A 24,830-nucleotide genomic window follows, 5' to 3' on the forward strand; every position below is an offset into this window, starting at 1 on the left:
AGAAACTAACTCTAGAACTAGATGTTAAAGCATTCTTGATGGTTAAAGATATTCAGACTCAGGAATCCTATCTATTTAATTTACTCTAGCTTAACCGTGACTAGTTTTTATTACCGTGAGTCATTTCATCAAACTCAGGTTGATAGCTTACAACCTTATTACGGCCAGTCTGTTTAGCTTGGTATAACGCATGATCTGCATAAGAGATGGCTTCGCTCACAGGAGTGCCAGCTTTTGTACTTTCATAGATACCAGCACTGATCGTAAATTGAGTTGGTAGGCAATCAATGGCGGCGACTTGTGAGCGAATAAGTTCAGCCAGTAAATAGGCTTGATGTAGATTCATATTTTGTAAAAGAAGTACAAACTCTTCACCACCATGTCGAGAGGCGAGGATTCGTCTTGATTGATATTGCTTCAAAATATTGGCGGTTTCTCTAATCGCATTGTCACCTTCATTGTGGCCATAGGTGTCATTAATGGCTTTAAAGTAGTCTATATCGAGGATGATCACTGAGTAACCATTATCCAGTTTAGTGCGTTTAGAGTTCGCGTATTGCATAAAGCTACGACGATTATGTAACCCAGTTAAGAAGTCTTTTTTCTCGGCTCTAAGTTGGCGTTTATGGCGATAAGTTAAGGTAACAACTAAAGCGCCAATCACTAGGAATAAGCTCACTCCAGCCATTAATAGGCCATGAGATAATAAGGTCGTCGAGTGGGTCAATTCTGCAGTAGAAATCCCGGCTGCGATGATCCAATCTAAAAATGGGTAATATATGTAGGCAACGGTTTTGGTGACTTCTTGGCCATTCGGAGAGTGTAGTAAATAAGTAAACGTACCTTGATGATCGCTTAGTGCTTGTGCCATAAAGCGGTTGGCGCTATTGCCAATCAAGGTACTAATGGGTTGCCCTTCATTAGTAGGGTGCAATATCAGTTGTCCATGACTATTCATGACATAAACATAACCGGTTTTTCCATAGTTATATTCACGCAGTTTTTGCTTTAAAAAATCACGATCGACTAATGACAGCATCTCGCTTTTGTAGACGGAGGCGGAAACAACATTACCATTGGGTAGTTTGACTGAGAATGCGACTTTAAGGCGTGGCTTTTCATCACCTGGATTTTTCCATTCATATTCTAAAAATGAAGAGCTTTGGGATAGTTGCTTTTGAATAAAGGTAAAGTGTGAAACATCGGTATTTTTAAAGTAAGGGTGAGAGAGATAAATACCACTAGGACTGAGAATAGAAACATAGCCACTTTTTCCAACATGAATCTGATTGATTAATGCATCAAGAGCATACTCGATGTTTTGGTCTTTAAAATGCAAAGATTTATTTTGTGTAACCGTCACTACGTCCTTAACGGTAAAGGCAACACCGCGTAGATAGTTCTCCATCGCTTCATTAACCGTCGTATCAATGATGTCATAAGTAGCTTTAACGGTTTGATGAAAGACATGTTGCGTGGTGCGAGTCAGGCGTTTTTCTACATTGTAGAACTGTACGACAGTGTAACCAATGGATGAACATATAAGAGTTGATAATACGAAGATCAACGTAATGATCATTGGCTTTTTATTCATGCCGTACGGTGCCTATAGACTGTCTGAGTAAAATGAGATAATACCACTTTTTGTCTTTAGTATTGAATTATTAGCGATGAACTTTTTTTATTAATAAAGGGAGGGCCAGTAAGCGAAAAAGTGTGAGAAAGATCACATCAGAAATTGGTGATTGATAAGCTATTTAGATCAAGATTATCGATGATATAAAACAAGAAAAGTGGATAAATTTAAGCCCTCATCGCCCACTGATAACTAGGCGAAATAAGGGCTCAGATAATCTGCTTTTGCTGAATGAATTAAGCGTCGCGGTTGCTATTTTCTGAGGTAGTCTGTTTTACCGCAATAAGTGCTTCAGGGTTGCTAATGTGCAAGTGAACATCTCGTTGTGGGAATGGAATGTTGATTCCCGCTTCATCAAAACGCATTTTTACTTCCCGGGTACAATCGCGCATCACGTCCACATAGTCTTCAGTCCTTACCCAAGGGCGAACAACAAAATCCACCGATGATTCATTTAATGTATTCACTTTAATGATAGGGGCCGGTGTTTTTAATACACGTTCATCCGCAGCAAGAATTTCTTCAAAGATTTTTTCAGCCTTTGGAATAGAGTCTTTGTAGCCGATACCAAAAACCATATCGACACGGCGCACTTTTTCATAAGTACGGTTGATGATCACCTCCATCCAAATTTTTGAGTTTGGTACCAATAGCACTTCGTTATCAAAGGTTCGTATTGTAGTGTTCACTAAGCTTACATTGCTAACAGTCCCTTCAACACCAGCAGCATTAATCCAATCACCTTCATCAAATGGACGATAGATAAGAAGCATCATGCCAGAAGCAAAGTTAGATAGAGTATCTTGCAGTGCAAACCCAATGATAATACTGGCGACCCCTAAGCCTGCAATGACGGGGGTAAGGTCAAGTCCCACTTGAGCTAGCGCGATTAAAAGCGCCACACAGAAGATCATCTTGACTGACATTGATACAATAAATTGCTGCATTAAATTACTCAGTTTTAAATGTGGCGCTCTAACGGCTTTCTTTAAAACCTTCTGGGCAAATTGGGCAAGGATTCTGGCAATAACCATGATCAAAATGAACATAAAGACATTCAAAATCATGTTTGGGCTATTGGAGATAAACCAACTGCTGAACTGGCTTGCCCAGCTTATTACCGTTGATTTCAACACTGCCCAGCTGAGTAAATCATGAGTGATATCACCCGTTGCGACAAAGAGTTCATATCTGAGTTCTACGGTATTAACATTAAGCGAGTCGCCGGTCTCGACTAATAAGGACAAGGCTTTACTGTAAGTATCAATATCACGTTGTAGATAAGAAACTTCTAGATTAATTTGGTCTGTTTGCCCCGTCGGCAGGCCTTTTAATTGGCTTTGGAGCAACTTTTTATGCTTTAGTGAATAATTGAGAGCAGCCGAAGTGTAGTGAGCAAGCTCCTCTAAGCGATGGGCAAAGGGTTTAATCGCATCATCGATATTAACATCAAGTTTCTGTAGCCAAGCGTAATTTTGATATTGCTCTGAATATAATACTGCTTGTGCCACGCGCATTTCATTTAAAGGAATTTGTTTTAGTAGGCGATCTTCTTTGCTTGATTGCTCAATATCATCTTGTAGCGAGTCTAATTTTTTCTCTACATATTTCAGGTAGAAATCGTAGTACTTGGTTTGTAGCTGAATTTGTTCGGTTAAAAACTTTGTATCATGGTCAGTACGATCCATCGCATTACTGAGTTCTTGACGCAATCTCTCGTTCATATTGTAAATTTCTAATTGAACAATAGATAAGCGTTCACCTTTTAAAGTTTTAGCCTTATCGGCCAAGTCTTTCATGGTGTTAGTGATTTGAGTAATTTCACTTTTGCTCAACACATCTTCATTTTGTTGGGCGAATGAAGACACTGAAAATGTCATTAAAAGAATCAGGAAAAGATTTAAATAATAGCGCATGGGTAAACCATCTTAATGTTGTTTATTATCGCTATTATTACTGACTTGAAATCAAACGCAACAAGCTTAGATTATTTATGGTTATTTCTAAGTGAAATCATTCAATTTTCTTGTTTTAACGACAAAATTTTCTCATTGGACTGACTTTATGTTTTATAAGTTAATGCGCGTGAACTTGCGCACGCTTCTCATTATATTGGCGTGCTAACTTGCTAATTAATTATGAAAAAACATTTAACACAAACGGAAGGTAATGATGTGGAAAACTCTTTGAACCTTGAGCAAATTCGCGCTAACTACAATGTACGCCATTGGAGCCAAGGCTTTTATGGAATTAATGATGCTGGTGAGATGACGGTATCGGCTAGAGCGGGTGAAGAACACTTACAAGTGCCATTAAGTACTATAGTGAAACAGATGGAAGCGAAAAACTTAACGCTGCCAGCTTTGGTTCGTTTTCCGCAAATTTTGCATCAACGTGTACACAATGTGTGTAATGCCTTTAATCAAGCTATTGAAGAATATGACTACAGTAACCGCTATTTATTGGTGTACCCAATTAAAGTAAACCAACAAAAAGAAGTGGTGGATGAGATTTTAGCCAGCCAGGCCGAGCTTGAACATAAACAATTGGGTTTAGAAGCGGGCAGCAAGCCTGAGCTTTTGGCTGTATTGGCATTAGCTCAACAAGCTAGCTCGGTGATCGTGTGTAACGGCTACAAAGACCGCGAATACATTCGACTTGCTTTAATTGGTGAAAAACTTGGCCATAAAGTGTTTATTGTTTTAGAAAAATTATCAGAACTTGATTTAGTGCTGTCGGAAGCAAAATCGTTAGGGGTTACGCCTCGTATGGGCTTACGCATTCGCTTAGCTTCTCAAGGTGCCGGTAAATGGCAATCAAGCGGCGGTGAGAAATCGAAATTTGGTTTATCGGCGAGCCAAGTGCTAACGGTGATCAATCGCTTAAAAGCAGAAGCACAACTTGATACGTTGCAATTGGTGCATTTTCACCTAGGTTCACAAATGGCCAATATTCGCGATGTGCGTAATGGTGTCAGTGAAGCGGCGCGTTTCTATTGTGAGCTACGTGATATCGGTGCTCAATTAGATTATATAGATGTCGGTGGCGGTTTGGCGGTGGATTACGATGGTACGCGTAGTCAATCACACAGTTCGATGAACTACGGTTTGGCGGAATACGCGCGCAATATCGTGTCAACCATTGGTGATATTTGTCAGCTTTATAACCAGCCAGAGCCGACGATTATCTCAGAATCTGGACGTTCATTAACTGCGCATCATGCCGTTTTGATCACCAATGTTATTGGTACCGAAAGCTATAAACCCGAGGATATATTCGCACCCGAAACCGAAGCACCAACGCTATTACATAACATGTGGCGTAACTGGGAAATTTTATCTCAAGGTACTGACGATAGAGCGTTAATTGAAATATACAACGATACTCAAAGCGATTTAGCTGAAGCGCATAATCAATTTGCTACGGGTGTAATTAACTTGCAGCATCGCGCTTGGGCGGAGCAAGTGTGTTTGCGTATTTGTTATGAGTTGCGTAGTCAATTGAGTAATAACAACCGCTTTCACCGCCCAATTATGGATGAGCTAAATGAGCGTTTAGCGGATAAGTTTTTCGTGAACTTTTCCTTGTTTCAATCTTTGCCAGATGCATGGGGGATCGACCAAGTTTTCCCTGTAATGCCGCTGACTAATTTGAATCAAGTAGAACAAACGCGCGCAGTGATGTTGGATATTACTTGTGACTCGGATGGCGTGATTGACCAATACGTCGATGGTCAGGGCATTGAAACCACCTTGCCAGTACCACGTTGGGATAAAGATACACCGTATTTGATGGGCTTCTTCTTAGTGGGCGCGTACCAAGAGATTTTGGGCGATATGCACAACCTATTTGGTGATAGCCATTCGGTAGTGGTGAATGTAAATGAGCAAGGTGAACCTGAAATCGTTTCAATTAATGAAGGTGACACGGTAGAAGACATGCTGCGTTACGTGCACATTGATGTTGATGATATTCGTCGTAACTACCACGAACTGGTGGCAAGCCGTGTTGATGCTTCAGAGCAACAGCAGATCCTTGCGGAATTAGAGCAAGGGCTATCTGGATACACTTATTTGGAAGATATATAACAATGAATAAGTTTGATGATTTGTTTAATAAACCAGATTACTCACTGTATTCCAACTCAATGAGTTTTGTACGCAGACCTATGGTGCAAAGCCCAGTCGAAGCAGAGGCCGATGTGGTGGTATTAGGTGTGCCGTTTGATATGGCAACCTCCGGACGTTCTGGCGCTCGTATGGGGCCGGATGCGATTCGTCGTGCTTCCGTCAATCTTGCATGGGAAAGTAAAAAGTTTCCGTGGGATTTTAATTTATTCAAATATACCAATGTGGTTGATGCCGGTGATTTGGTGTTTGATTGCGGTGACGCAGAAGATTTAACGCAGCGTTTAGAAGCGGCTGCGACTGAAATCATTGCGAGTGGAAAAACGTTATTAAGCTTAGGTGGTGATCACTTCATCACTTTGCCTTTATTACGTGCTCATGCAAAACAATATGGTGAGATGGCATTGATTCATTTCGATGCTCACACTGATACTTACAGCAATGGCAGCCGTTATGATCACGGCACCATGTTTTATCATGCGCCGAAAGAAGGGCTGATTTCACGTGAGCATTCGGTACAAATTGGCATTCGCACGGAATATAAGCAGCAAGGTCATGGTTTTAATGTGATCAACGCAATGGAAGCGAACGATTTATCTGCGGCAGAAATTGTCCAGAAAATCAAAGCGATAGTAGGGGATAAACCTGTCTATTTGACCTTTGATATTGATTGCTTAGATCCTGCATTTGCACCGGGTACTGGCACGCCGGTATGTGGTGGCATGACATCGGATAAAGTACTGAAAATTCTGCGCAACTTGCAAGGAATCAATTTGGTCGGAATGGATGTGGTTGAAGTGTCACCGGCTTATGATCAAAGTGATATTACTGCCTTGGCTGGTGCAACGATCGCGTTAGATTTGCTGTATTTGTGGACTCAGCAGAGACTCAATCAAGCGCTTAATTGAGACACTGAACTTTCATATTCTAAGTTGCCAAAAGATGAAATGCACAACTTTTACACGGTTGTGCATTTTTGTTTGTCTTTTGTTACCAATCGATTGCTTTTGTGTGAGTCGCTGCTTAGAATTCGGCCATCTTCTCTTATTGATAGAATGAAATTGTAATGAAATTAGAAACCGTCGATTACCTAGCTGATAATGCTGCTGAGTTATTTGTCAAATCTCTGCGAGATACTGGCTTTGGTGTACTGAAAAATCACCCAATTCCTAAAGAGTTGGTCGAGTCGATTTATGAAAATTGGCAACAGTTTTTTTTATCAGAACAAAAGAATGATTTTCACTTTAATGCTGAAACACAAGATGGTTATTTTCCACCGTTTGTTTCTGAGACGGCAAAAGGCCACAGCGTTAAAGACATTAAAGAATACTTTCATGTGTACCCTTGGGGGCAAATACCTGAGCAACTGAAAGCTCAGGTTTTAGATTACTATCAACGTGCAGATTCGTTCGCACAAGAGTTACTAAGCTGGGTAGAGCAGTATGCGCCACAAGAAGTGCAAGAGAAGTTTTCTATTGCTTTGTCTGAGATGATCAAAGATAGCGATAAGACGTTATTGCGTATTCTTCATTACCCACCAATGACGGGTAATGAAGAGCCTGGCGCTATTCGTGCGGCAGCTCATGAAGATATCAATTTATTAACTATTCTTCCGGCAGCTAACGAACCTGGACTACAAGTAAAAACGTTAGAAGGTGAATGGTTAGATGTGCCTTGTGACTTTGGGAATCTAATTATTAATATTGGTGATATGCTGCAAGAAGCATCGGGAGGCTATTTCCCATCGACCACCCACCGAGTGATTAATCCAACTGGTGAGCGTCAAGAAAAGTCACGTATTTCGCTGCCGCTGTTCTTACACGCAAAACCGGATGTAGTGCTTTCTGAGCGTTATACCGCACATAGTTATTTGATGGAACGTTTACGAGAATTAGGGGTAATTTAACTCACACCTTAAAGTTACTTGGGTATATACCTTTAAAACCTATGATGGAATCTGAAAGGAGGAAGTCATGGGGTTTTTATTATTTGGATATTGGTCGTTTTAGATCAACAAACGTCGCCCTAGATAAACTTCCGTTGATAACGTTTTTCCATACTGATATTACCCAACAAGCCGCCTTGATGAATATACAGCAGTGGTTTGTTTGGGTTTGCTTTTTGCCAGTGCTGCAAACATTGCCACATGTATGGGTCGTAGAGTAGGTCAAATTCAATATTGGTTTGCTGCTTTAATTGCTGCCATATTTGGTAGTCTTGCGCATATAACTTACCAAATTGGTGCTTTGCTTTTCCATCTGTTGTGAGACTTGTTGTGAGAATAGTCGGGTGCAAAGGCTCATTTAAACTATCAAATTGCTGGGTTAAGTACGCTTTGCCGCCAACGCAGGCACAGGTGATCACATCAATATTATTTGGTGTAAGAATATTTTGTGGCGTGAGGTGCTTGGTCAAATATAGCGCAGTGGTTCCTGTGCCAGATGGTAGCGCAACAGTTAAGGCGCTAATGCCTTGCGAGCTTTTCCAATCAATAATTTCTTGTGCTAACTGCTTAATGCCGCGTTCAGCAATCGGGCTTCTCCCTCCTTCTTCAACAAATAAACATTGCTCGTCAGGCTGACGAATTTGCTTAATGTAATCACTAGGATGAAGATCGGAAGAAAGGGCACTCACTTCGATGAGTTTTGCGCCTAATGCTAATGCTGCTTGATAATTACCAATGGGGTTTTGTTTTAACCAGTTAGGAATATGGTCAACATAAAACTCTAACTGCCAGCCTTTGAGTTTCGCCAGTGCAGCCAAGCTGTATAACGAATTCGCTTGGGGTGAACCATAGCCAATAAGCGTGGTGACTTTTGGGTAGTCATCTTCCAGTAGCGCCATAAATTTACGGGCTTTATTACCTGAAAATTCTGGGTGAAGCAGGTCATCCCGTTTTAAATAAAAAGGATGACCGTTGAAGGTGTGGTGGGTGATGGGGGTATCGGCTAGTTTCATACTCAATGGCGAGATTATAGTTCCTAGTATATAGGTTGCTCGGGCACTTCGTTTCTCGTAACTCGAATCAGGCTTTATTTCAATATTCAGCTTTCTCAAGAAACGAGCAGAGCAGCAACGACATATAATTTCGTCATTCCAGCCGAGTCTCAGCGAGAGCAGGAATCTACTTACAACGCGTTGAGACTCAATTGAGTGAGTAACGTATCGTAGGAGATCCTGAACTGCGCTCCTTCGTCGCTTTTCAGGATGACGCAGTTTAGTGGATTTTTCGTTTCTCGTGGCTTGTTACTCGAACGACGCTTTGCTTTTTCAAGTAACGAGAAGCGTAGCGCTCGAAATACGAGTTACGCTCTAAGACTATCTCGCGCGACTACCTGCAGGTTTACCCTTTGGCTTACCTTTAAACCCAGTGCTTTTACCTTGATTTGGTTTGTTTTGTCCCGCTGGTTTACGGTTAACACCTGCTGGCTTTTTATTACCAGTCGATTTACCGTTGCCATTACCTTGTGGACGTTCACCACCTAACCCCGGCTGACCTTTAGATCCAGTGTGTTTAGTCGCAAAACGGTTAGCGCCATGACGACCTGATTTACGACGTTGTGCTGGCGTTAGAGTATCGACTGCATCTTCAGCGGGTACTAGACAGCTCGGCTTATCACCAATTAAATGCTTTTTACCCATGTTAATTAACGCTTCACGGATCATAGGCCAGTTAGCTGGGTCGTGATAACGCAGTAATCCTTTATGTAAGCGACGCTGACGTTCACCTTTAGCAACCGTCACGTTTTCACGTTGTTTGTATTTAACACGCTTCAATGGGTTGGTTTCTGAGTAATACATTGAGGTTGCATTACACATTGGCGATGGGTAGAAGTTCTGTACCTGATCACACTCAAAGTTATTGCTCTTGAGCCACAACGCTAAGTTCAGCATGTCTTCATCTTCGGTACCCGGGTGAGCCGAAATAAAGTAAGGGATCAGATATTGTTTTTTACCTGCTTCTGCACTGTATTTTTCAAACATTTGCTTGAAGGTATCGTAAGTGCCCATACCCGGCTTCATCATTTTATTTAATGGGCCATTTTCAGTATGTTCAGGCGCAATTTTTAAGTAACCGCCAACGTGATGGGTAACCAGTTCTTTCACGTATTCAGGTGATTCAATTGCTAAGTCATAACGAACGCCTGATGCGACCATCACTTTCTTGATACCCGGCACTTTACGCGCAGCGCGGTATAAATCAATGGTGTGTTGGTGATCGGTATTCAGCTTGTTACAGATACCCGGGAACACACAAGATGGACGGCGGCAGTTAGCTTCGGCTTTTGGATCGGAACAACCTAAACGGTACATGTTGGCCGTTGGACCACCGAGATCTGAAATTGTGCCAGTAAAGCCGGGTACTTTGTCGCGAATGTCTTCCATTTCATTCAGAATAGACTCTTGCGAGCGGTTTTGAATAATACGACCTTCGTGTTCTGTGATAGAGCAGAATGAACAACCGCCAAAGCAACCACGCATGATATTTACAGAGGTTTTAATCATGTCGTAAGCTGGGATTTTTGCCTTGCCATACATCGGATGTGGGCGGCGTGCATACGGTAGACCAAACACAAAATCCATTTCTTCTGTTGAAAGCGGGATAGGGGCTTGGTTTACCCATAATTCACGGTCGCCATGCTTTTGAATTAAAGCGCGACCCGAGTATGGGTTGGTTTCCAAATGCATAATGCGGCTAGCGTGCGCGTATAGAATTCGGTCGTTATTTAATTTTTCAAACGGCGGTAAGCGAACCGCGGTGCTTTTTGAATCATGACGCGGTTTGCGATCTAACTTTATTTGCTGCGGCTGAATTTCAATCGGCTGGGCTTGAGCTTTTTGGGCATCTTCCGCTTGCTGATCTTTAGATTGGGTATCGCAGTTGCTTTCTACTTCATACGGGTTAATTGGTACGAAGACCGCTTTGCTTGGCTTTTCAATACGTGAAGAATCAATTACTGTGTAGCCTTCTGGAACCGCTGGTAAGTTAACCGCAGTGCCACGAATGTGGGTCATTTCGCTGATTGATTCTTGGTTGGCAAGGCGATGCGCCACTTCAACCAAGGCTCGTTCGGCGTTACCAAATAGAAGAATGTCAGCTTTGGCATCAAATAAGACTGAACGGCGAACTTTATCTGACCAGTAATCGTAGTGAGCGATACGGCGTAAGCTTGCCTCAATGCCGCCTAGAACAATTGGAGTTTCTTTGTATGCTTCACGACAACGTTGTGAGTACACTAACGTAGCACGGTCAGGGCGTTTACCACCTTCGTTATTTGGCGTGTAGGCGTCATCGTGACGAAGTTTTCTATCAGAGGTGTAACGGTTGATCATTGAATCCATGTTGCCAGCGGTAATTCCGAAAAATAGATTCGGTTGACCGAGCTTCATGAAGTCGTTTTTATTTTCCCATTTTGGTTGCGCAATAATGCCGACACGAAAGCCTTGCGCTTCCAGTAATCGACCGATGATCGCCATCCCAAAACTTGGATGATCGACATAAGCATCGCCCGTTACAATAATAATGTCACAGCTATCCCAGCCAAGTGCATCCATTTCTTTTCGACTGGTCGGTAGGAATGGCGCAGGACCAAAACACTCGGCCCAGAATTTTGGGTATTCGTTAATCTTATTTGAAATCAAAATGTTACCTTATTATGTTCTCTTTTGGGGGCATATAGGGGACATTAGCTGTAAATTTGATTAAGAAGATCAACTTGCCCTTGAGTGAAATCACCAACCCAGTCACCATACGTATTATACACTTCTTTCGCGGATGCGTGGCCCATCTGTTTAGCGATAAACGTTGGGTTCGCTCCTGCTGATAACATCCAGCAGGCGAAAGTGTGTCTCGTTTGGTATGGGTTTCTATCTTTAACGCCCGATCGCGCGCAACATATCTTAAACTTCTCGTTAATGCTAGAGAAGAAATAAAAATCTGTCATGTGGCCGTGATGCCGAGCGGTGAGCTTTGGTGTGAACACTGGCCTTATGTTTTCATTTATTTTTGAACCATAAGAGCGTAAGTGCTTCTCTATTAAGACAGGTTTGTATGTTGACGTTAACTCGAACTGATCAAGTAATGCTCGCTTAGCCGGTTCAAGTAAATTTATTTCCCTTTCACCTGATTTGGTTTTGGGCAACTTAAACAGCCCCTTTAGGGTGATATTTCTATTCACCGTTATAGTGCCTTTTTTAAGGTCTATATCCTCCCATGCTAATGATGCTAATTCGCCATGCCTCATTCCTGTGTAAACCGCGAGAGTCCAGAAATTCGCATCCTGACGATGACGGCAAGAAGATATAAATTTTTCAAACTCAGATTTACTGAATGGAGCTGGCTTCTTTTTATCTATCTTTAGCTCTCGAACTCCTCGCAATATTGCCTCGTCACAATAACCATTATTAGCTGCAAAACCTAAAGCGCCTTTTATGGTTCTCATGTAGGTATTTGTTGTTCCAGGTGAGCAAGTCGATAAAAAGAAAGCTCGGATCTCAAGTAAGTCTTGCTGCTTAAGGCTTCTTACTGGCCTGTTCTTATCCCAAAATAGAAAGGTTTGTGATATTCGGTTTTTGTAGTTCGTTAAAGTGGCAGGGGTTATCTCAAATGACTTAACCTCAATCCACTTATTAAAGAGGGTTTCGAGTGTCATTTCAGCTTCTTGATTCTCAAGTCTCGCTCGTTTTGATTCGGGAAACCATTCAGAATAAACAAAGTTACCTGATTTTATCGCATAGCAAACAGACGCTCTCCGCTGAGCTGCTTGCTTGATATTTTTCGGGGTAGGTTCCAAGCTAATAGACTCACGAACTCGCTTTCCTTTATACATAAACCAGATCCGCAGCTTTCCACTGTGAATCTCAACTCCTGTCGCTAGCTTCATAAGCCCTCACATTACAGGGTACTCATCCACCCAGCGTGTAATTTCATTAATGTTATAAAGTATTTTTGCCTTGCCGTGACTGTACTGGCCTGACGTTCCGACTTTGCGATAGTGTTTCTTCTCGGACCATTGAGCTTGGCGGTAGTTGTTCAGCTCGGTTTTAGTCATTGAAAAGATTTGCATGATAACCGCCTCGCCAACCCACTTAGGCAGAGGGATTGATACTGGTGGTTGATATGACTCAACGGATTTTCCGGCCATATATAACTCCTTACGAAACAAAAATCACCCACCAAATCGAAACCAATCTGGTAGGTGACAAGTTAAAGAAAATACGCTATGCAGCGCTATACTTGAATGGGTATAAAAAAGCCCATCGAGTGATGAGCTTTGTTAGGCTGATAGAGCAATTCTTTACAAAACTAGATCTCAGATAATCCTCAAAACGGAATATCATCATCAAAATCCATTGGTGGCTCGTTGTACTGCGGAGCGCTGTTGTTTTCATTATTGGGTGGATACCGATGTTGATCATTATTCTTTGCTGGTGGATTTGCTTGACCGTTGCTTGATGGCTGTTGTGGTTGGCCCCAAGCTTGATCACGTTTACCGCCTAACATTTGCATGCTGCCATTAAAGCCTTTAACGACAACTTGAGTGGTGTAACGATCTTGACCGCTTTGATCTTGCCACTTGCGTGTTTCTAATTGGCCCTCGATATAAACCTGAGAACCTTTCTTTAGATATTCCCCGGCAACTTCTGCCAACTTGCCGAACAGGGCAACACGATGCCACTCTGTTTTCTCGCGCTGCTCACCAGTGGCTTTATCACGCCATGATTCGCTGGTGGCTACAGTGAGAGTTGCGACCGCACCACCACTAGGTAGGTATCGAATTTCAGGATCATTTCCTAAGTTACCTACTAGGATTACTTTGTTTATGCCTTTGCTAGCCATGAAAGCACTCCTTAACTAAATAGTATGCTTTTTCAAAATCGATAGAGCGCATACCCCAATGAATATGCGCTTGTAGGTGAGGGTATCTTTTGGGCATTTTTCATCGCCTCCCCATTTCTAACGTGATCATGCTTAGCGTATCTTTCGCTGCATCGTGCAAAGCATGGTGGTGAATGAATCCCTCGGGATGTTCTTCTTTTACATAACCGTTACGAGTGCCGGCTAATGTATCGATAACGGTACGAACGCAACGAAAGCGATTGTATCGCCAAGGTTGAGTGATACCGCATTGTTGAAAGGCATGATCGAGAATGCCACCATCAAAGTCATAACCACGGCAGAAGATTTGCCCTTGGTCTTTTTTGAGTGGTTCAACGTGTTCGGATAAGTGTCTCTTGATCATTTCGAGCGCATCACGAATTTTAATATCGTGCTCGCTTTCTTGTAGAACGTGACGCGCATCTTCACCTTGTTGTTCCCACCACTCTTGAGTGCCTGCCGAAGTGCTAAACATTAGCCCTCCAATTAAGTAGCTGCTCATCTCAATTTTGACATACAAACTAGAAGGGCGGTTACACAGTTCTTCAAATGTGACTTGCTCGCCGAAGTTAAAGGGCACGACGCCAATACTTAGGATCTTTGCGGTGGTTTCAGTGTCGAGTGTTTCTAGGTCGATGGTTGCATTTTGGTATTTCATTTTAAAACCTTTAGCTGATAGGAATTCGATAAGATGGTCGGCTTTGGTATTTTCGAGTCAACATGCCGGCTAAACGGAACAGAGCTAATCCACTGGCTATGGTTTACCACTTTATAAACGGTACTGCTTTTATATTGATCGGCGTTTAGGGTTAACTCGGTTCCATGAACAAAAGGGTCGAATATTAAGATTTTGATATATCGACTACCCATTGATGAGATCATGGCTAAGCATCGTTCACCTGTAATTGGGTGGAACGTGACGATATATTCACGCAGGCACATTTCCGCCAATTTCTTTTTGGTTACGTAGAGCTTCATTCATACGCCTTTTTAACTGTTTGGTGGGAATTGAATAGGATCGGCTTGCTCAAACACGGTGTTAATGTCGAAATCTTTAGTAAAGTGCGTCCATTTACTGTCATCGAACCCGCACTCAATATAACCATGAGAAAAGCAAATCTCTGGTGGCTCGCCTAATATTTTCCCATCATGCCAACTGAACGAGAAAAACAGGCAGTATCCATAATCCTCGTGATAGTCTTCTGTTTTATGTAGTTTCATTGTTGATGCCTTTCAACTGGTTGGCGGTTAGTGATTTGATCCAGTTTCTAAGCTCAATCATTGGATAGCAGAAACACATACTGATCGCATAAATATATAATTTCGGGTAATCATGCTGCTTTCGATCAATAAACGCTTGAGCTGCTGCTTCGGTAAAATGCGAATTGACAGTGACTTCTATTTCTTGCATATGGAGCTTCTTAATACCTTCCGGTAGATCCATCCACCCATGGCAGTCGTAGTTATCATTAAAGTCGGCAATGAATGAATTCCCTGAAAACTCGATGCCAGCTTCTTCATCGCACCACTCCATACACCACTTTTCATGGCTTTCTAATAAGTGCTCCGCAAGGGCGTTATAGTTATCCGAACTTTTTGAATGATAAAGCGTGATTCCATCTTCACAATCTACTATTTCAAAGTGGCTTTCGTTATAACCTTCTTCTGTTATTAGGCTCGTTTTGTATCGAACTTCAAACAAAGGATCTGCCGTCATCCGATTACTTTGAGTGTTAATTTGATTTGACATTTCAATTAGAAAATCTGGTATCTCCACTAATTCTTTAACTTGTTTTTTGTTCATCGCATATACCTCTTTAACCACCAACGTGAATGCGGTAGTTGTTTATTTTTCATTAATCCGCCCTCGCATTTTTATGGCGAGTCCATGCAAAATCAGGACGTTCATTTAAAACCCATAAGTGACGCATGTTTGCATCATTAATAAGCTCGCTATCTTCTGGGTAGACCTCGACAGCGCATTTAGCGCCATAACCAACGGCTGATTTAATTGCTTGGAGCTCATCAAAAGTAATGCCATCTTTCCAGTTATTACCCCTGCGCTTAACACTGTTCACAGTGATACGAGTAAGGTTTTCGCTTTCAATGAATACCTGCACTAAGTATTCACTGCTTTGATAAACGTAAAGAGGTTGTCTTCGGCCCCGAGATGGTGGGAAATTTGATTGATGAACTTCTTTAAAGGGCTTTACTTTCACGTTCAAACCTCTCGCACTTAACAACGATAACGCCGTCTTTGTCGGTTTTGATTTGCTTCATAGCTTTGAATCGGTCAGGTTTCGGGCAATGGCCTTCCGTGTACTTTGGCTGATACCTAAAGCGACAAACTTGACACATTGAACCGCTAGGTCGGTGGGTTATTTTCATAACTTCGATTCCTCCCACCAAGTTTTACGCACCACCGTTGCTTTCATCATTTCTTTCTTGCCGCAATAGATACAAACTCGCGTAGAGCCTGCGCCTATATCTTCGTCTGGCTCGTTCATGTCCCACTCATGACGCATATCGGTATAAGCGCACATTCCTTTTTCTTTGTACTCACGCATAAACCATTCGGTTACGTCCTGCATCTGGCAATTACTGTACGCAAATGTTTGAAAGTCACCGCAAGCAATTGATAATAAATTTCTACCGTTTAGAAAAATGTCATCACAAAAGCCTATGTGTAAATCATCGTTCGCATCTCTGTAGATTCGATAGTGCTTTTTCAATCTCAAATACTTTCCACTGCGAGCAAACTTGGCTAAGTTTTGTGATGAATTGGGAAACTCACTGAGTAAGAGCTTGTGAAGTTTTATTGATAGGGGTTTTTCCATTATCACACCTCAATCTGTTTATTTTCTGGCAAGGTTTCATTCACCAAGTCAAACACTTTCGCCCATCCAAGGCCCTCAACATGAAAGGCGAATATTCGAAAGCTCGCCATTGCAAAGAGCCGATGCTCACCCTCGCCATATTCGTTAAGCTGGCGATTGAATGAATTGAAAGCGTTAATGAGAAACTTCTTTCTTCCTGACGCTAGAAAAGCCTCATTATCAGGCACATTAAGATCGCGCTTTATCATTCCAAGTCTTGCCTGAAAGATAAGATCTAAATCATCAGTAGCGCGGCCAATATAGCGCTCCATTACTTCGAGGCACTTTTCTGCAATGCCATGGTCACGATGAATTATTTGGTGTTCGTAATCCATAATCACTCCAACAAAAAGCACCGTACTTGACGATGCTTTTGGCTTTATAGGTTAAGTTTCTAGCTAGACCATTTCGCTTGCGTTCTTGGCGAAATCATCTGCGATGCGCTGAGTAACTTCTTTGTCGATTTTTAGCGTTCTTGATACGCCCCAACCATTACTCGCGTTTTCCGGCTTCACCAATGTAAGGGTTACGACTTTGCCGCTTATTGATTTCGGCCTACTTACGGTAACCAGTCCATATTTGGTGTCATATTCGGTTTTCATGGGAACCTCCCGACATTAGCGAGAATGCCTTGTTAAAATCAGCTGTTCGACTTTGAGTGGTGTTTTTATCCGACTTAAACCTAGCCCCTTTACCGTGCTTTATTTGGGCTACATAAGGTTTTGATACTCCGGTAATGGCTGATATTTTTTTATATGAAAGGCCCTTACCCAGCAAAGCTTTGACTTCATCTATCACTTTCTGAGGTATCTTGTTTTTTGGCCCGCGATTTACTCCGCTATTTTTCAAAGACAAACTAATGCCCATGTTGCTAGCTTTTTGGGTTATAGCGCCTCTAGGTCTGCCGATTGCTGTGGAAATATAATCAACAGATTTAACACCGGCACATTGCTCTAACATCAGCTCTTCTTGTTCAGTCCACAGCATGTGACCTCACTTAAATTTCAAATACAGTAGATAAAACGCCCCACATAGCAGGGCGTAGAGTATTAGCGAGCCCATCTACGCTCCGATTTGCTGGTGGAGCCCAAACCAAGTGCTTTGAGGCATGATCACGTTAGCTTTGCGGACAAAGTGAAGTGGCGAGCTACTTCTTGGTGGCTCAAAGTTATATTTGTTTTTATCTTTAGGATCTAAGGTGTACTTAGCTCCGCCTATGTTCGGTTGGTTGCTACGCTCAACGTGAATGGTTAGCCCGTGCTCACGTAAACGCATAATGGAGTAACGAACGCTACCAACAGGAATAAAGCATTTTTCGATTATTTGATCGCGAGTGACGGGGCCGTTGGTTTCGTTTAATAACTTATATAGGCGTCCGTATCCGCTGTGTGGGTTAAATTTCATGGTGTACCCCGTCGTGGTTGATGGTGGGTTTAACTGGCTAATACAGCATCTTCAAATTTGATTAATCGGCGTGAAGTGTTGCTTTCTTCCTGATCTTCCATTTTCACGGTGTAGGTTGCAGGGCCATACTCATAGATAGAGTCGATGGTTCCTTTTTCTTTCCCGTGGAACCCACGAACCTCTATCACCGCGCCCATTTCAAGCGGTGCAAGAGGCTGGTAGGCGTCAAACCAAGCTTTTATCGACTTACTGAATTCGCTATTGATTTCACCTGTGACGCATTCCAAGTTGCTTACAAAGTCTCGGTCTACATCCCATCCGTCATTTTCAAACTTTTTAGCAAGTTCGTATTCATCATCGTGGTGTGAATATTTATCTAAGAGGGTAGAAAGTAGATCGTCTCGCTCACCCTCATCAAAGGGGCACCACTTACCACTAAACAAAGATTCAACCGCATTTTGAATGACGAGTTTTTTCACTGACTCATCACTCATGCTTGGTCGTGGTGGAACTGGTTTGTTGTTTTTGTCGAATAGTTGGGTTGTCATGCTCACTCCTGACCTTGGGTTGGCGCAAGAACTTCGCGAGTTCCATTGGACACATGTGATGAAACAATGCCGTTATCTTCCATGAGCTCTACAATTCGGGCAGCACGGTTATAACCAATTTTAAATTTGCGCTGAATATTGGACACGCTGCAACGACGCGTCTCAGTCACATGAGTAACCACGTCGCCATACAAGAAATCTGAATATTCATCAGGAACGGCTTTCTTTGGTTTTGTCTCTGGCTTTACTTCTGGCTGTTCATCTGCAGATAAGATGCTTAGCAACGTGTCGGTGAATTTGTTTAGCGAGAAGATCTTCATTGCAGCATCTTCTTTCCAAACTTGAGCTTCAGACTCATCGTTTTGCGTCTGTTCGTCTGTGTCTTCCCATGAAATGCTTTTGATTTTAAAATCACTGGTTAGTTTGAAAGTGGTATCACCAAAGCTTAACCCTAGATGTTCAACCTCATAATGCTCATCAAGCTTTTGGCGGATATCGGTATTACTGAAGTCATCCATATTGGTGAAGTTAATGGTCTCTTTACGCTCTAGTCTGCGTATTAACTTGCAGTCATTACAGGCACCGAGCGTTCCAAATGCTTGATTATCACCATCTAAAAAGCTTTTTAGTTGAGTGGTAAGTCCGAGCTTAAAGCTTGATACGTGCAAGGTTGAGCTTTTGATTGATCCGCACACTTTTAGCAATAAGCTAAGAACATATTGAGCATGCTTTTCTGATACTGCGGAAACAAACAATCGCTTACTTTCTTCGTAGTAATAAGCGGTTATTAATTTCGTGGTGCTTAATGCTGATTTGGCAAATTCAGAGTAGATAGCCTCTTTCATTTGTTGTTTTTCAGCTTTCTTCACCGGGAAGGGTGATTGACGATTTTTAATTCGTTGATTGAGTTCACGCTGTACAGCTGCAGTAGGAATGATTTTCTCATCCAGTCTTAGGTTGATAGCGAATCCACCTTGAATTTTTGTTACTAGCTCTTCGGTTTGAGGAGATTCAACAAAGCCCAGCGAGGTTATTTGAACTTCAGTTAAATCGCTGAAAGGGGCTTCTTTAAGTTTTTCTTCAAGCTGTTCAGCTGGTGGAAGATCAACATTATAAATTAAGGCGTTGTTTATTTTTGCAATAGACATGGTGGACTCCGCTTGTGGTTTGATTGGCTTTAAACCTAAAACATCCACCAGCAAAGAATATAAAAGAGCAGGGTAGATGCTTTAGGTTTACCTCTTATCGGGGGAAAGAGGCTATCCCGTGAGCATGATGTAGTGATCATGTTGTTCTCACTGCCTGTCACTTCTGCGCGTTTTCTGCTGGAAGCATGGAGGGGCAGATCTCAGGTTCGGACTTTATTGGCCCCAAGTTCCGCTAGGGTTATCAATGGATAGTTGATTCTGTTACTTATAATTAGGCGAGTATTGGTGGCGACGAATAAAACTGGTGTAAACAGAAACTGAACCAAGTGGCATTTCCATTTTTTCGGCTATCTCTTTATTTGTTAATCCAGCGTCTTTTAATTGCCGGCACAACTCGACATCGTGATCTTTGTTTTTAGTGTGGGGATACAAATCACCATTTCTCCTTAATGAGATAGATAGTCGCTTTGCTCGATTTTTAACTGTCGGAACAGTGGCAACCCGACGACCAATCTTATTTAATTCATTTGCTATCTGTTCTGGCGAGCAGGTTCCCGCTAGTTTTTTTATTAGTGCGTCTTCTTCATGCGAAAAATTAGGTGAACTTCGATTGGTGCATTTACCGCACGACTTTCTACGACCGTTCCTTAGATTTACGCTATTCTCTTCCACATGACTCCTGCCGCAATCACATACGCAATGAACGCCTTTTCCAGGTGGCCACTCAACAACGAGCAGCTTTCCGAACTTCTGGCCAACCACATCAATATAATTCTTGTGATGCTTGCCAAACTGGTGGTGTTCCTCTCCGCGTTTAACCTCATGAAACCATTTATTAAGCGAGATCATAATGTCTCCTTGAGCTGTATTGGTTATTTTTCAAAGCACCCTCGTAAAGATGCTTTGAAATAAGCTGTATTCCCATCCGTTGCCGCAATGGTCTTCGCCCAGCTTTGGCGAACCTATTTCTTGGGTTAACCTGCCCGCGCTGTTCTTGGCGCTTTCAGTTGACTTCGGAAATAAATATATAGCCTAAGTTGTATTAAGTAAATAGCTTGAGTTGTATTTTTTGGTTTTAATTTGGTTGTTAATTTTCGTATAGGCGAAAAAAAACCGCCAAAAGCGGCGGTTTCATTGAGTTTGAGAGGAACTTACATCAAAACTGAGTACCAGAATATTTTTCCTAAAACGACAATCTCTTTTGCTTCTTCTGCTGAGTAGATTTCTTCTGGATGTTCATCAACATTAAAACTACGAATCCTTAAACCGCCACCAGGCAGTTTATAAAGAATCTTAATTCTTAATTCACCAGAGTGGTTAATCGCATACATCTTGCCATCATCAATATTTACATCTGCTTTGTTAATGCCAACTGATGCACCACTTGGTAAAACCGGCTCCATGCTATTACCGGTAACCTTTACGCATGCTGCTAGTTCTGGCTGAACGTTATATCTACGAAGTGTAGAACGGGCAAAACGAAGCTTAAGACCTGTTCTTTCTGCTGCATCACAAAGAAAGCCTGAGCCAGCTGATAGCTCTACGTTCATATAAAAAGGCACCTCTACTTCATCATCTCCTAATGGGGTATTCCTATCCCATGTATCAAATGAGCCTAGTATCTCCGCATTGGATTCTGGTTTTTCATGTTTGCCTGTTAATAGCCAATCAAGATCTACCTTTAACACCTTTGCTATTTCGATGATTTTTCTAGATGACTTTGATTTTCCGTTCACTAGTTTTTGAATGGCATTTTGGGACACACCTACAGCTTGAGCAAGTTCTTGCTGAGTCATCCCTGCATTTTTCATACTAGATGACAACCTAGAAGCCAGCGTGCTCTGTATATCATTGTTATCCACGATTACTCCTAACAAAAAAGCATACTCATTCAAATTACAACCACAGTTATAAAAAGTAAAACAACTAAAGCTATTGATTAATTAAAGCTTGGGTTGTATTCTTTGGTTGTTATTAACTTGCAGGTGATAAGTAATGAGTAAAATTATACAAAAAGCTATAAAGCATTTCGGCACCCAACAAAAGCTGGCTACAGCTATTGGTGTTTCTCAAGCGTCAATCCATAAGTGGCTTTCTGGTGGGAGTCGCCCTACTGCTGAGAACGCAATGAAGATTGAGCGTGCGACTCACTCGGCGATTTTAGCTAAAGAAGTGCGTCCTGATATTGCAGAACTCTTCTCTAGTCCACAGCCCAAATAATCTCACAACCAAATCAACCACGTAACCACATTAGCGAGGAGTTAACAGTGGATAAGAAAGAAATGATCAACAAAACGGTTCAGCGCCTTGGTCGAGGCGGCGCTATTGGCGAGCAAGCGGATGGAGCGGCTTTATTGAATATGAACCTTAATAAGTTCTCGAATCATTTGCGCCAAGTGAAGGGTATGAACTTCTTTCAGTTTGATGAGCTTGTTGAGATGACTGTAACCAGTCAGACCCCATACATTGCGCAGTATTTTGCAGAGCGAATCAATCACCTTGTTGTGCCAATGCCAGAAGTGGGCGAACTAGACAGCGTTGATATGTTCGACTGCCACCTACAGCTTAATGCGATAAAGGGCATGCTAGATAAAGCGATTGAAGATGCTAAAGCTGATGGTGTGTTTGATGCCAATGAGCGCAAGAACATCAAAGAGCTAAAGCAGAAATATCAAGCCACTTTCGAAGCCTTCATGTTAAAGCTTGATGCGTTATATGCGGAGGATTTATGAAAACCAACATCTTCTTAATCACGATAGAGCAAATGATCGATATGACTCGTTCATCTTGCAAGGTTGCCGAAAGTCAAAACCAGAAAAGCGTGGAGCTTGAGCGTGATGCTTTGAAAAACATCATTAAGAAATGCGAGCGCGGTTTGGCGGTTTTAGATAGTCAGAAATAAAAATGCCTTTGCGTAGCGGTAACTACCAAAGGCGCGGACTAAACGTACAGAGGTTTTTAATCATGTCCAGAATAGCACAGCGAAAATTAACGTCAAAGCTCTACAACAAATACATTAACAACCGGTTTGAATATTACATGGTGGTGATGGGTAGTCCTGTTCGTATTAGTCGTGCATTTGCAAAGCAAGTATTTGAAGGGGCCGTGTGATGGCAAGTATTGATATTAACAATCCACCTCAGCGTTATGACGTTATTTACGCTGATCCTCCTTGGGCGTTTACGAATGCTAAAACTGGCGGCTCTATGAAATCGGGTGCGGCAGCTCAATACCCAACAATGACGCTAGATGAAATGAAAGCTTTACCAGTCAATGAATTGGCTAGTGACAATGCGCTGTTGGTTATGTGGTGGGTAGGCTCTCAACCTAAAGAGGCTATCGCATTGCTTGAGGCTTGGGGTTTTGAGCTTCGCAATATGAATGGCTTTGTATGGAACAAGCTAACCCAGCTGAACAAGCCGTTTTTTGGTATGGGCTTTTACACTCGTGCCGGTAGTGAGTCTTGCATAATTGCGACTAAAGGAAAGTTTAAACCTGTTTGTAAGAGCGTTCGTGCGGTTTTCCATGCTGAGGCTCAAGTTCAATTTGAAGCGAGAGTAGGCCGTCACAGCGAAAAACCTAAACAGGTTCGTGATCTCATTGAAGAGTTAGCCGGTGATGTGCCACGAGTTGAGTTATTTGCACGTAAAACAGCAAGTGGCTGGGATGCGTTTGGGAATGAGGTGTAGGTATGTCTGTAAGAGTAATGAGCTACGTGTGGGATATCCCTTTATTCAAAGGCTCTGACAAGTTGGTGATGCTTTGCCTTGCTGATCATGCCGATGATAAAGGTATTTGCTGGCCGTCTATCGATACCATCGCTCGTAAGTCTGGTGTTTCTCCTACCACAGTAAAAACCACGCTTAAGAAGTTAGAAGCTGGTGGATGGTTATTTAAGAAAAATCAATTCAAGAAAGCTGATACAGGGCGTTTAGTTCGTTCAAATAATCAGTATCAACTTCCTGTGATGTTGTTAAAGAAAAAGGCAGATGAACAGACGGATTTTGAACAGTCGAATTTCGTCCGTTCAAAAGTCGAACATTCGAAATTCGAACAGACGAAACAACCCGAGGGGGTTAGCCAGATCTCGGCGGGGGGTAGGGCGAAATCCGGCTATAAACCACCAATAGATCCACCAATAGAACCACCAAGTAAAGATCTTGTGCCTTGCAAGCAAGAGCACTCGAATAAAAATACAAACATTAACGATTCTGTTGTGGAGGCTTACAACGAAATCTTGGGTAAGCGATTTGTTTTTTGCAAAGCGCTCAATGACAAGCGAAAGCGCGCCATCAAGAAATTCTTGAACGAGCTCTGCGAGCCAACACCCGAAGCTGCTAGGGAGTACTTCAATGCATTCAACGCTGGCGCAGGGGATTTTTATTCAGGGGTGAACGACCGTGGATGGAAGGCAAGTTTTGATTATGTGATCCGGCCTGATGTGATGATTAGGGTTCAGGAGGGCTCGCTTGGGGGCAGTGTTCCTCAAAGCCTATCTGACGCAAACGAAAGCACAGCCTGGATACATGACATGGACATGCAAGGGGGGCCGATATGAAAAACATGATGGATATTTCTAGTTCGCTACTCAAAAAGGGCTCTAACCATCAGTCGCATCAATACCAGCCAGAGGTTCAGTCGGATGAAACAGCGAAGTATGTGAATTATATCTTTCGTGAACTACTGAGTGCGTGCCCTAGTTGGAATCATCGATTTGAGAGAAATGCCGCTGAGCTTAAAGCGCTAAAGCAGTCTTATCTCAAGGGGTTGGTTGAAGCGGGTCTGTCCGATCTTTCAGTTATTCAGGTTGGTATTCGATACGCTAGGCAAAGCGAAAATGATTTTTTCCCGAGCGTGGGTAAGTTTATTTCTTGGTGTCGTTCTGATGATTTACAGAATGTGTTTGATGCATTCATGGCGGGGACTAAAGCCAAGAGTCAATTTGAAAGACTGGTTTTTACCGATGCCGTTCATGCCAATGTTAAAAGCAAGCCTGTGGAAGCCGCAGAAAGATCCTTCAAACGTATTTTTGATAAGTGGGTGAAGCGTTTTTCTGCTGGCGACATTCCCCAAGAAGTACCCGCTCTGCCTTCGCGTTCGGTTGTTATGCCTACGGATATCGCAAGGGAACGAGCAGGAAAGCCAGATCCCAATCAGTTTCGTAAAGGCTCTGTGTTTGCTCGCATTGCCCAACTAGGTCAGGGAGGTTGAT

Annotated in this window: 31 protein-coding genes; 10 read left to right on the plus strand and 21 right to left on the minus strand. The window is 42.3% G+C overall.

The window, feature by feature from the left end; translation table 11 throughout:
* Nucleotides 1-100: 100 nt before the first annotated feature.
* Entirely contained in the window at nt 101-1,594 is a 1,494-nt protein-coding gene (locus K358_RS18490; protein WP_051241304.1) for a diguanylate cyclase domain-containing protein, read from the minus strand.
* A gap of 278 nt (nt 1,595-1,872) precedes the next feature.
* On the minus strand, nt 1,873-3,504 hold the full coding sequence (locus K358_RS0112810; RefSeq protein ID WP_169716297.1) for a mechanosensitive ion channel family protein: 1,632 nt from the start codon (nt 3,502-3,504) through the stop codon (nt 1,873-1,875).
* 270 nt (nt 3,505-3,774) lie between these two features.
* Here K358_RS0112810 and speA point away from each other — a divergent pair, with 270 nt between their 5' ends.
* The 3 genes from speA (at nt 3,775) to K358_RS0112825 (ending at nt 7,669) form a co-directional block, all read left to right on the plus strand.
* Nucleotides 3,775-5,724, plus strand: coding sequence for a biosynthetic arginine decarboxylase (gene speA / locus K358_RS0112815; protein WP_051241305.1), 1,950 nt, complete (start codon nt 3,775-3,777; stop codon nt 5,722-5,724).
* A 2-nt stretch (nt 5,725-5,726) separates the two neighbouring features.
* Entirely contained in the window at nt 5,727-6,671 is a 945-nt protein-coding gene (gene speB, locus K358_RS0112820; protein WP_027697200.1) for an agmatinase, read from the plus strand.
* 158 nt (nt 6,672-6,829) lie between these two features.
* Nucleotides 6,830-7,669: an isopenicillin N synthase family dioxygenase gene (locus tag K358_RS0112825; protein ID WP_027697201.1), complete on the plus strand. Its 840-nt coding sequence runs from the start codon at nt 6,830-6,832 to the stop codon at nt 7,667-7,669.
* Nucleotides 7,670-7,788: 119 nt separating this feature from the next.
* On the opposite strand, the gene K358_RS0112830 is transcribed toward K358_RS0112825, so the two are convergent.
* The 19 genes from K358_RS0112830 to K358_RS0112925 form a co-directional block, all read right to left on the minus strand.
* Nucleotides 7,789-8,721 carry a 1-aminocyclopropane-1-carboxylate deaminase/D-cysteine desulfhydrase gene (locus K358_RS0112830; RefSeq protein ID WP_027697202.1) on the minus strand — a complete coding sequence of 311 codons (933 nt, stop codon included), beginning with the start codon at nt 8,719-8,721 and terminating at the stop codon, nt 7,789-7,791.
* Between the two features lie 360 nt (nt 8,722-9,081).
* Nucleotides 9,082-11,406, minus strand: coding sequence for a YgiQ family radical SAM protein (locus K358_RS0112835; protein WP_027697203.1), 2,325 nt, complete (start codon nt 11,404-11,406; stop codon nt 9,082-9,084).
* Nucleotides 11,407-11,450: 44 nt separating this feature from the next.
* Nucleotides 11,451-12,593, minus strand: coding sequence for a tyrosine-type recombinase/integrase (locus tag K358_RS18495; protein ID WP_244875253.1), 1,143 nt, complete (start codon nt 12,591-12,593; stop codon nt 11,451-11,453).
* A gap of 60 nt (nt 12,594-12,653) precedes the next feature.
* A complete protein-coding gene (gene xisR / locus K358_RS0112845) occupies nt 12,654-12,908 on the minus strand; it encodes an excisionase family protein (protein ID WP_038150156.1) in 255 nt (84 codons plus the stop codon).
* 179 nt (nt 12,909-13,087) lie between these two features.
* Nucleotides 13,088-13,603, minus strand: coding sequence for a single-stranded DNA-binding protein (locus K358_RS0112850; RefSeq protein WP_027697205.1), 516 nt, complete (start codon nt 13,601-13,603; stop codon nt 13,088-13,090).
* A gap of 100 nt (nt 13,604-13,703) precedes the next feature.
* Complete coding sequence (locus K358_RS0112855; protein ID WP_027697206.1) at nt 13,704-14,300, minus strand: 3'-5' exonuclease; 597 nt, start codon at nt 14,298-14,300, stop codon at nt 13,704-13,706.
* Nucleotides 14,297-14,620: a hypothetical protein gene (locus K358_RS0112860; protein WP_027697207.1), complete on the minus strand. Its 324-nt coding sequence runs from the start codon at nt 14,618-14,620 to the stop codon at nt 14,297-14,299. The genes K358_RS0112855 and K358_RS0112860 overlap by 4 nt, the downstream gene beginning before the upstream one ends.
* Before the next feature lie 12 nt (nt 14,621-14,632).
* Nucleotides 14,633-14,863, minus strand: coding sequence for a hypothetical protein (locus K358_RS0112865; RefSeq protein WP_027697208.1), 231 nt, complete (start codon nt 14,861-14,863; stop codon nt 14,633-14,635).
* Nucleotides 14,850-15,446: a hypothetical protein gene (locus K358_RS0112870; RefSeq protein ID WP_027697209.1), complete on the minus strand. Its 597-nt coding sequence runs from the start codon at nt 15,444-15,446 to the stop codon at nt 14,850-14,852. Before K358_RS0112870 ends, K358_RS0112865 begins: the two co-directional genes overlap by 14 nt.
* A gap of 52 nt (nt 15,447-15,498) precedes the next feature.
* Entirely contained in the window at nt 15,499-15,861 is a 363-nt protein-coding gene (locus K358_RS0112875; RefSeq protein ID WP_027697210.1) for a DUF7694 domain-containing protein, read from the minus strand.
* A gap of 165 nt (nt 15,862-16,026) precedes the next feature.
* Entirely contained in the window at nt 16,027-16,479 is a 453-nt protein-coding gene (locus K358_RS0112885) for a hypothetical protein (protein ID WP_027697212.1), read from the minus strand.
* Nucleotides 16,480-16,481: 2 nt separating this feature from the next.
* Entirely contained in the window at nt 16,482-16,853 is a 372-nt protein-coding gene (locus tag K358_RS0112890) for a hypothetical protein (RefSeq protein WP_027697213.1), read from the minus strand.
* A gap of 63 nt (nt 16,854-16,916) precedes the next feature.
* Nucleotides 16,917-17,120 carry a hypothetical protein gene (locus K358_RS0112895; RefSeq protein ID WP_027697214.1) on the minus strand — a complete coding sequence of 68 codons (204 nt, stop codon included), beginning with the start codon at nt 17,118-17,120 and terminating at the stop codon, nt 16,917-16,919.
* Nucleotides 17,104-17,505, minus strand: a complete 402-nt coding sequence (locus tag K358_RS0112900; RefSeq protein WP_027697215.1) for a hypothetical protein — start codon at nt 17,503-17,505, stop codon at nt 17,104-17,106. The genes K358_RS0112895 and K358_RS0112900 overlap by 17 nt, the downstream gene beginning before the upstream one ends.
* Nucleotides 17,506-17,580: 75 nt before the next feature.
* Complete coding sequence (locus tag K358_RS0112905) at nt 17,581-17,922, minus strand: helix-turn-helix transcriptional regulator (protein ID WP_027697216.1); 342 nt, start codon at nt 17,920-17,922, stop codon at nt 17,581-17,583.
* A gap of 29 nt (nt 17,923-17,951) precedes the next feature.
* Nucleotides 17,952-18,470: a hypothetical protein gene (locus K358_RS0112910; protein ID WP_027697217.1), complete on the minus strand. Its 519-nt coding sequence runs from the start codon at nt 18,468-18,470 to the stop codon at nt 17,952-17,954.
* 2 nt (nt 18,471-18,472) lie between these two features.
* On the minus strand, nt 18,473-19,618 hold the full coding sequence (gene rdgC, locus K358_RS19440; protein ID WP_156888730.1) for a recombination-associated protein RdgC: 1,146 nt from the start codon (nt 19,616-19,618) through the stop codon (nt 18,473-18,475).
* Nucleotides 19,619-19,879: 261 nt separating this feature from the next.
* Nucleotides 19,880-20,467 carry a hypothetical protein gene (locus K358_RS18830; RefSeq protein ID WP_051241306.1) on the minus strand — a complete coding sequence of 196 codons (588 nt, stop codon included), beginning with the start codon at nt 20,465-20,467 and terminating at the stop codon, nt 19,880-19,882.
* A 302-nt stretch (nt 20,468-20,769) separates the two neighbouring features.
* Nucleotides 20,770-21,480, minus strand: a complete 711-nt coding sequence (locus K358_RS0112925; protein ID WP_244875254.1) for an XRE family transcriptional regulator — start codon at nt 21,478-21,480, stop codon at nt 20,770-20,772.
* A gap of 133 nt (nt 21,481-21,613) precedes the next feature.
* On the opposite strand from K358_RS0112925, the gene K358_RS0112930 reads away from it, so the two are divergent.
* The 7 genes from K358_RS0112930 (at nt 21,614) to K358_RS18835 (ending at nt 24,829) form a co-directional block, all read left to right on the plus strand.
* Nucleotides 21,614-21,838, plus strand: a complete 225-nt coding sequence (locus K358_RS0112930) for a transcriptional regulator (RefSeq protein ID WP_027697221.1) — start codon at nt 21,614-21,616, stop codon at nt 21,836-21,838.
* Nucleotides 21,839-21,885: 47 nt separating this feature from the next.
* The gene (locus K358_RS0112935; RefSeq protein ID WP_027697222.1) at nt 21,886-22,350 is read left to right on the plus strand and encodes a YmfL family putative regulatory protein; all 465 of its coding nucleotides are present in this window, start codon (nt 21,886-21,888) and stop codon (nt 22,348-22,350) included.
* Nucleotides 22,347-22,520, plus strand: coding sequence for a hypothetical protein (locus tag K358_RS19280; RefSeq protein WP_156888731.1), 174 nt, complete (start codon nt 22,347-22,349; stop codon nt 22,518-22,520). The genes K358_RS0112935 and K358_RS19280 overlap by 4 nt, the downstream gene beginning before the upstream one ends.
* A gap of 62 nt (nt 22,521-22,582) precedes the next feature.
* Nucleotides 22,583-22,729, plus strand: a complete 147-nt coding sequence (locus tag K358_RS18500; protein WP_156888732.1) for a hypothetical protein — start codon at nt 22,583-22,585, stop codon at nt 22,727-22,729.
* Entirely contained in the window at nt 22,729-23,307 is a 579-nt protein-coding gene (locus tag K358_RS0112950; RefSeq protein WP_027697223.1) for an MT-A70 family methyltransferase, read from the plus strand. Before K358_RS18500 ends, K358_RS0112950 begins: the two co-directional genes overlap by 1 nt.
* 2 nt (nt 23,308-23,309) lie before the next feature.
* Nucleotides 23,310-24,176 carry a helix-turn-helix domain-containing protein gene (locus tag K358_RS19445; RefSeq protein ID WP_244875255.1) on the plus strand — a complete coding sequence of 289 codons (867 nt, stop codon included), beginning with the start codon at nt 23,310-23,312 and terminating at the stop codon, nt 24,174-24,176.
* A complete protein-coding gene (locus K358_RS18835) occupies nt 24,173-24,829 on the plus strand; it encodes a replication protein P (protein ID WP_027697224.1) in 657 nt (218 codons plus the stop codon). Before K358_RS19445 ends, K358_RS18835 begins: the two co-directional genes overlap by 4 nt.
* Nucleotide 24,830: the final 1 nt, after the last annotated feature.

Origin of the sequence: Vibrio litoralis DSM 17657, assembly GCF_000426765.1 — a bacterium.
Taxonomy (GTDB): Bacteria; Pseudomonadota; Gammaproteobacteria; order Enterobacterales; family Vibrionaceae; genus Vibrio; species Vibrio litoralis.